The organism is Nocardia sp. NPDC058519, from assembly GCF_042719755.1.
Lineage (GTDB): Bacteria > Actinomycetota > Actinomycetes > Mycobacteriales > Mycobacteriaceae > Nocardia.
Genome location: NZ_JBHXNK010000012.1, coordinates 156,522 through 163,675 on the forward strand (window position 1 = coordinate 156,522; position 7,154 = coordinate 163,675).

Here is a 7,154-nt window from a genome sequence, read left to right on the forward strand (position 1 = left end):
CTCAGTGGGTACGAACCCGGTCTCGAAGTCGATCTTGAGCGGTTACGCTACGTCCGTGAAGAGATACGCGCCGTTCGGTATCGATGCCTTATTGGTGATCGTCTTCTGCGCGATCGGGAGGCGCAGTCACGACGAGGCCGTCCTCGCCGGTCTGCTGAAAACGGCGTGGCCCTTCGGGTTAGGGCTGATCCTCGGCTGGGGGTTAGCGGTGCTCGTCGCGCGGAGTACGCGGTTCGACGCTACGGCGTTGTGGCCGAGCGGAATCCTGATCTGGGCGGGCACCTTCGTCGGCGGGATGGTCTTTCGTGCCATCAGCGGACAGGGTGTCGCGCTCAGCTTCATGATCGTCGCGGCGAGCGTGCTCGCGCTGTTCCTGCTGGGTTGGCGGGCGGCCATTCGCGCGTTGCGGTGATCAGATTCGTCGCTGCTGCTTGAATTCCTGCTCGTATTCCTCGTCGTCGGCTTGCGGTGTGCGGAACAGGAACGCGAACACGATCCAGCCCACGACGGCGACCAGAATGAAGCTGACCAGCCGGTAGACGAACGCGGCCGCGACGGCCTGCGAGGCAGGCAAGCCGGCGCCGACGGTGAGACCGTAGATCAGCGTCGCATCCACGTAGACGATGCCGCCCGGCGCGAACGGAATGGACCCCACCGCCTTGCCCGCCGCGAACGCGATGAGCAGCCCGGACAGCTTGGGATCGGCACCGACCGCGAAACAGGCGGCGCCCAGACACGCCACGTCGGCGAACCGGTGCACCAGCGCCCACACCCCGACGAGCGCCGCGTCCTTCTTCCCCAGATCGACCGACTCGAGCTGCGCCCGGATCTCGGCCAGATTGGTGATGCCGTGATCGGCGGGCTTCTTCCGCAGCCGGTTGACCAGCCCGAGCACCCGCCGCAGCACTGCCTCGAGCGTGCCGGGATGGCGGGCGAGATAGTTGCCGATGAACACGACCAGGCCGAGCACCACCAGCGAGACGACGAATTTGAACCCGATCCCCTGCCCGACCAGCGCGGCACCGCCGATTCCGAGCAGCGCCAGCCCGGCGGCGGCGACCACACCCGAGAAGACCAGCTGCCAGGAGGCGACGATCGGGCTCGCGCCCCAGCGCCGGGTCTGGCGGTAGGTGAACGCGGTGGAGAAGACCTGGCCCGCGGGCAGCGTCAGCGACATCGCGGTCGCGCCGTAGACCACCGAAACGGATTTCCCCTGGCTGACATCCACCCCGCCCGCGTGCAGCAGCTGCTTCTGCACCCGCCCGAATCCGCTCATCGACATCGCCTGCAGGACGATGCACAGGAACAGCCAACCCCAGTGGATCTCGGTGAGCGTGCGCCAGGATTCGTGCAGGCGGGGCCACAGATACACGCCTTCGCCGACGAGCAGCGCGAGGACCACCGCGCCGAGCACCCACTTGACCCACCTGAACCGGCGGCGGCGCTCGGCCGGTGCCCCTGTTGGGTCGCCGTCGGCCGTCACGGTCTCAGCCTAACGAACGCATCTGTTCTCCCTCGTCCTCGCGCGGCGCGGCGATCGCGGACTTCGGCCAGGCCAGGCGGGTTTTTCTGCGTCTGCCGCGCAGTTGGACCTCGTCTCCGGTTATCCAATGTTCTTGCTCGCTTTCGTCGGCGAAGTAGAGCGCGCTGCCCGAAGCGAGAACGCGGCCGGGATGATCTTTGGCCAATTCGGTGAGCCGCGACGCCTCGTTGACGGGGTCGCCGATCACGGTGTATTCGAAACGATTCGCGGCACCGATGTTTCCGGCGACCGCCAGGCCCGCCGAGACACCGATGCCGATGTCGAGGCTGGTCACCTCGCGCAGTGCCTCGCGCAGATCGCGGGCCGCGGCGAGTGCGGCACTCGGTGCGTCGGGGCGATCCAGCGGGGCCCCGAAGATGGCCAGCGCCGCGTCGCCGACGAACTTGTTGACGAACCCGTGATGGCTGTCGATCACGTCGACCACCACCCGGAAGAACTCGTTGAGCAGGCTGACCACCTCGGTCGGCGGGCGTTCGGCCGCGGCGGCGGTGGAGCCGACCATGTCCACGAACAGCACCGCCACGAATCGGGTCTCACCGCCCAGTTCGGTGCCGTAGTCCAGTGCCCGTTGCGCCACGTCCTCGCCCACGTGCTGGCCGAACAGCTCCTGCAGCTTGCGCCGCTTGGCCGCCTCGTCCATCATCCGGTTGAAGCCGACCTGCAACAGCCCGATCTCGCTGCCGTCGTAGACCTCCACCTGCACATCACGAGAGCCGCCCTGCACCCTGTTGATGGCTTGGGACAACTGGCGCACCGGGTCGGAGATCGACGAACCGGTCAGCATCGACAGCGCCAGCGCCTGCAGGATCACCACGCCACACAGCAGCAGGATCGAGATCGCCAGGGACTTCGCCGAGAACTTCACGTCCGAGGAGATCTGGGTGACGCACAGCAGCACGATCGCGATGGTCGGCGCGAAGGTGCCCATACCCCAGGTCATCGCCATGCGGGTGCCGACGCCGGGCGTCAGCGTGTGGTCGAAGGAGCCCTCGGTCAGCGCCTCGGCGGCCACCGGGCGCAGGATGCGCTCGCCGAGCATGTAGGTGAAGCCGAACACGATGGTGGCGGCCATGCACTCGGTGACGATCACCGCGCCGGCCAGCTCGGGCGATTCGGTGATGATCATGGCGGCCAGGATCCCGCCGCCGATGATCCACAGCACCAGGTGCACGATCGACTGCCGCAGCGGCACGTGCAGCGCCGCCATCTGCTCACGTCTGCTCGGGGGCCCGCCGCGCATCTGCCAGCGCATCACCGGCCGCAGCATGAACGCGGCGGCGCAGATGCTCAGCACCGCGGCGACACCGAAGACGAGCAGGGGCGCGAGCAGACCGGTCTGGCGCACCCCACCCGGATCGCCCTCGGGAACCGGCAGGCCGTATTGGATGAACGCCCACACCAGCACCGCGCCGAAGGCATTGGCCAACAGCACCGACGTCAGATACAGCGGCCAGCGCGTTCGCATGGTCTGTTTGACCGCTTCCAAGGGCGCCGACACGACCACCAATCTAGCGTTCGGACCGATAGGCTCTGTCGGGTGACCGACCAGAAGGTAGTTTCGGGGCCCACGTCGTCGCCGTGGAGCTCGGACGCCGAGGCAGTTCATCCCCTGGTCCGGAAAGCCGCGGCATGGAGCTGGCGGTTGCTGATCATCTTCGGCGCGTTGCTCGCGGTGGGGATGCTCGTGCAGAAGTTCGCCACGGTGGTGATCCCGCTGGCGATCGCCTTGCTCGCCGCGGCGCTGCTCGCGCCGCTGGTCGATTGGATGCAGCGGGTCGGGATCCCGCGTTCGCTCGGCGTGTTCGTCGCGCTGCTCGGGTCGATCGGGCTGCTCGCGGGGGTGCTGACCTTTGTCGTCGAACAGTTCGTCGACGGTGTGCCCGGGCTGTCCAACGAGGTCACCAACAGCGTGCACAAGGTGCAGGACTGGTTGATCAACGGTCCGCCGCACCTGAGCGATCAGCAGATCCGCAGTGCGGGCGACACCATCGTGCGCACCATTCAGGACAACCGCGAGAGCCTGACCAGCGGCGCGCTGACCACCGCCACCGCCATCGGCCACATTCTCACCGGCGCGTTCCTGATCCTGTTCATCCTCATCTTCTTCCTCTACGGCGGGGATCAGATCTGGAACTTCATCACCCGGATCATCCCCACCGCGCACCGCGAAAAGGTCCGCACCGCCGGCGAATTGGGTTTCGGGACGCTGGTCGGGTTCGTGCGCGCCACCGTCGTGGTAGCGGCGGTCGACGCGATCGGTATAGGAGCCGGGCTGGCGATTCTGCATGTGCCACTCGCGCTGCCGCTGGCCTCGCTGGTGTTCATCAGCGCGTTCATCCCGATCATCGGCGCGTTCTTCGCCGGGTTCGTCGCGGTGTTCATCGCCCTGGTCACCAAGGGTTTGGTGACCGCGCTGATCGTGCTCGGCATCATCATCGCGGTGATGCAGCTGGAAGGCCATGTGCTGCAACCGCTGCTGCTGGGCCGGGCCGTGAGCATCCATCCGCTGGCCGTGGTGCTGGCCATCACCGCCGGTTTGGTCGTGGGCGGGATCGCGGGGGCACTGCTCGCGGTGCCGTTGATCGCGGTGGGCAACACCGCGATCCGGTACCTGCTCGCCGACAGCCCGGCGGAGGCCTTCGGCGAACTTGTCGCCACCGAAGAGCGAAAACGGTTCACCGCCGAGCCCGACAAACCGGAGCCCCCAGGCCGCTTCGACGTGGCGAAGCGGCTACGCAAGGAAGAAGCCGAGTCCGGCGATGCGGACCCACACAGCTGAGCTGAGCTCGGCCGATGCCGCGACCGCGCCACTGTGGCGGGCCGCGCAGGCGTTTCGGCTGGTCACGCTGCTGTACGCGATCGGGCAGCAGATCGCCTCGGTGCCGTATTACGAGCATCCGCGACTGAGCTGGATGCTGATCGCGGTGATGGCGATCTGGTCGGGGAGTTCGGCGCTGCTGTTGTCGCAGTGGTACTTCCCCGAGGCGACCGGGAAGATCCGCGGCTGGGTGGTGTTCGGCGATCAGGTGGTGACGATCGCGCTGATCGCCTCGACCCGGCTTGTCGCGGATTACGATTGGTACCACGGGCATCAGACCCTGCCGACGACGTTGTGGATCGCGAACTCGGTGATCTCCATGGCGATTCTGCGTGGCCCGGTCGCGGGTGTGGTTGCCGGACTCGCGATGTCGGCTGTCGTCGTGACCGTGCGTGATCAGTGGGGGCAGGACGTTTGGGGCGATGCGACCGCGCCGGTCCTCGTTTCGGTGGGGTTGGCGCTCGGGCTGGCGGCCAATACCGCTCGACGGGCGCAGGGACAGCTGGAGCGGGCATTGCGGATCACGGCGGCGGCGCAGGAGCGCGAGCGGTTGGCGCGCGAGGTGCACGACGGGGTGTTGCAGGTGCTCGCGTACATCAAGCGGCGCGGTAGCGAGATAGGCGGGCCCGCACAGGAACTCGCGCAGCGGGCGGGCGAGCAGGAGGTGGCGTTGCGGGTGCTGTTGTCCGAACAGGCGCAGTTGCCCGACTCCGGTTCGGGGGAAGTGGATCTGCGGCCGCTGCTCACCGCGCGCGCTACCCCGACGGTGTCGGTGGCAACGCCGGGCGATCCGGTGCGCGTGGGACGGGTGGTCGCGCAGGAGATCGCGGCGGCGGTGACCACCGCGCTGTCGAATGTCACGCTACATGCCGGGGCCGACGCGAAAGCCTATGTGCTGCTGGAAGACACCGGCGACGTGCTGGTGGTGAGCGTGCGAGACGACGGCGTCGGCATCGCGGCGGGGCGCCTGCAGGCGGCCGAAGCCGAAGGGCGGATGGGGGTTTCGCGGTCGATCGTCGGGCGCGTCGAGGCGCTGGGCGGTACCGCCGAGTTGCTGACCGAGGGGGAGGACCTCGGTACCGAGTGGGAATTCCGGATTCCGCGCCACCCGGCGCGCTGAGAAGAGGAGTTGGGCGATGCCGGTCATTACGGTGATGGTGGTCGACGACCATCCGATGTGGCGTGAGGGAGTTTCCCGCGATCTCGCCGAAGCCGGTTTCGAGGTGCTGGCCACCGCTGACGGCGTCGGAACGGCTTCTCGGCGCGCCGCGGCCGTGCAGCCGGATGTGGTGCTGATGGATATGCAGCTCACCGACGGGAACGGGGCCGCGGCGACGGCCGAGGTGTTGCGGGTCTCGCCGCACAGCCGGGTGCTGGTGCTGTCGGCTTCGGCAGAGCGCGACGATGTGCTCGACGCGATCAAGGCGGGGGCAAGCGGGTACCTGGTGAAGAGCGCTTCAGCTGCCGAGCTGATCGATGCTGTCACGGCTACTGCCGCAGGTCAGCCGGTGTTCACGCCCGGGCTGGCCGGATTGGTGCTCGGGGAGTACCGGCGGATGGCGACCGCCCCGGCGGCCGCTGATCAGCCGCATCGGCCGTCGTTGACCGAGCGGGAGACAGAGGTCTTGCGGATGGTGGCCAAGGGCTTGTCGGCTAAACAGATCGCTACCCGGTTGAATCTCTCGCATCGGACGGTGGAGAACCATGTGCAGGCGACATTGCGCAAATTGCAGCTCGCGAACCGGGTCGAGCTCACGCGCTATGCGATCGAGCAGGGCCTCGAGTAGTCGTAGTGATTAGGGGTTTGCCCTGATGTGCTCGGTGGGTGTGTCTGGTTACCCTCGATGACATGGGCGGTCCTGAATCCCTCTTCGTACCCGGCGCCGCGACGGCTGGTCCCGTCGGTGATCGTGAGCTGCGTGTTTCCGATGCCGAACGTGAGCATGTCGGCCAGTTGCTCCAGCGTGCCGTCGGGCTCGGCATGCTCTCGCTCGGGGAGTTCACCGAGCGGATGGATACCGCGCTGGCCGCCAAGACCCGTGGTGAGCTCAACGCCGTGCTGGTCGACCTGCCCGGGATGCGGGTGGCGGGTACGCCGCAGCCCGCGGCTATGCCGCGCCCACGACACATCCCGGTCCCGGCCGGTGGGTCCAATCCGAGTGCGATCCGTAGCCGGTTGTCGGGGGTCCATCGACGGGGACCGTGGCAGGTGCCGCCGGTGCTGCATCTCAACAACCTCATGTCCGGGGTGACCTTGGACTTCACCGAGGCGGTCATGCAGACGCAGATCGTCGAGATCCAGGTCGACGATTACTGCACGAGTTTGACGTTGCTTGTTCCGGCGGCTGCGACCGTCGACCTCAATGGTCTGGATTTGGTGGGGTCTTCGGCCAACAACAAGGTCCGCACGGGGCCGCCGATCGGGCCGTTGCATCTTGTTGTGCACGGGCGGATTCGGTTCGGGTCGGTCACCGCGAAGTATCCGTTGATGGTGCAGTGGAGACGGTTCCTGGGTTCGTAGGGGCACATCCGGCTCGGGGCGGTAGGCGGCTGCTCGGGGTGCGGTTCGAATTCGGGTAAGAACAGTGGGCAGGGCAGGGGTTTCTACTCATGTTCGGCGTTCCTCGCGCGCCGACTATTGGGTTATGAGTACTGGTATCGATCCCGCGCTGGTTGCGCGGCTCTCGGGTGAGTTCATGGTTGCGTCCAATAGCGTGGTGTACGGCCCGACCATCGGACCAGGTCCGAGCGTGTCGTAGCCGGAAATAGGGAGGTCACCGCGTGACCCTTGAA

At 67.2% G+C, this 7,154-nt stretch carries 7 protein-coding genes; 5 read left to right on the top strand and 2 right to left on the bottom strand.

All coding sequences use genetic code 11. The features are described from left to right. Positions 1–55 precede the first annotated feature (55 nt). On the top strand, positions 56–412 hold the full coding sequence (locus tag ACFWPK_RS16255; RefSeq protein ID WP_378916244.1) for a DUF3054 domain-containing protein: 357 nt from the start codon (positions 56–58) through the stop codon (positions 410–412). Here the strand turns inward: ACFWPK_RS16255 and ACFWPK_RS16260 are convergent, their stop codons facing one another. Together ACFWPK_RS16260 and ACFWPK_RS16265 are read right to left on the bottom strand one after the other, a co-directional pair. Next, positions 413–1,483 (bottom strand): YbhN family protein, encoded by a 1,071-nt coding sequence (locus ACFWPK_RS16260; RefSeq protein WP_378916247.1) that lies wholly within the window; start codon positions 1,481–1,483, stop codon positions 413–415. 4 nt (positions 1,484–1,487) lie between these two features. Next, the gene (locus ACFWPK_RS16265; protein WP_378916250.1) at positions 1,488–3,041 is read right to left on the bottom strand and encodes an adenylate/guanylate cyclase domain-containing protein; all 1,554 of its coding nucleotides are present in this window, start codon (positions 3,039–3,041) and stop codon (positions 1,488–1,490) included. Positions 3,042–3,080: 39 nt separating this feature from the next. Here ACFWPK_RS16265 and ACFWPK_RS16270 point away from each other — a divergent pair, with 39 nt between their 5' ends. The 4 genes from ACFWPK_RS16270 (at position 3,081) to ACFWPK_RS16285 (ending at position 6,882) form a co-directional block, all read left to right on the top strand. Next, positions 3,081–4,322: an AI-2E family transporter gene (locus ACFWPK_RS16270; RefSeq protein WP_378916252.1), complete on the top strand. Its 1,242-nt coding sequence runs from the start codon at positions 3,081–3,083 to the stop codon at positions 4,320–4,322. Further along, a complete protein-coding gene (gene macS / locus ACFWPK_RS16275; RefSeq protein ID WP_378916254.1) occupies positions 4,303–5,481 on the top strand; it encodes a MacS family sensor histidine kinase in 1,179 nt (392 codons plus the stop codon). The genes ACFWPK_RS16270 and macS overlap by 20 nt, the downstream gene beginning before the upstream one ends. A 16-nt stretch (positions 5,482–5,497) precedes the next feature. Then, complete coding sequence (locus ACFWPK_RS16280) at positions 5,498–6,148, top strand: response regulator (protein ID WP_378916257.1); 651 nt, start codon at positions 5,498–5,500, stop codon at positions 6,146–6,148. A gap of 62 nt (positions 6,149–6,210) precedes the next feature. Beyond that, on the top strand, positions 6,211–6,882 hold the full coding sequence (locus ACFWPK_RS16285) for a DUF1707 domain-containing protein (RefSeq protein WP_378653837.1): 672 nt from the start codon (positions 6,211–6,213) through the stop codon (positions 6,880–6,882). Positions 6,883–7,154: the final 272 nt, after the last annotated feature.

What these genes read in the sequence shown, in the direction of transcription:
- macS (WP_378916254.1), top strand. Translation starts at nt 4,303, where the DNA reads ATGCGGACCCACACAGCTGAGCTGAGCTCGGCCGATGCCGCGACCGCG.
- ACFWPK_RS16280 (WP_378916257.1), top strand. Translation starts at nt 5,498, where the DNA reads ATGCCGGTCATTACGGTGATGGTGGTCGACGACCATCCGATGTGGCGT.
- ACFWPK_RS16285 (WP_378653837.1), top strand. Translation starts at nt 6,211, where the DNA reads ATGGGCGGTCCTGAATCCCTCTTCGTACCCGGCGCCGCGACGGCTGGT.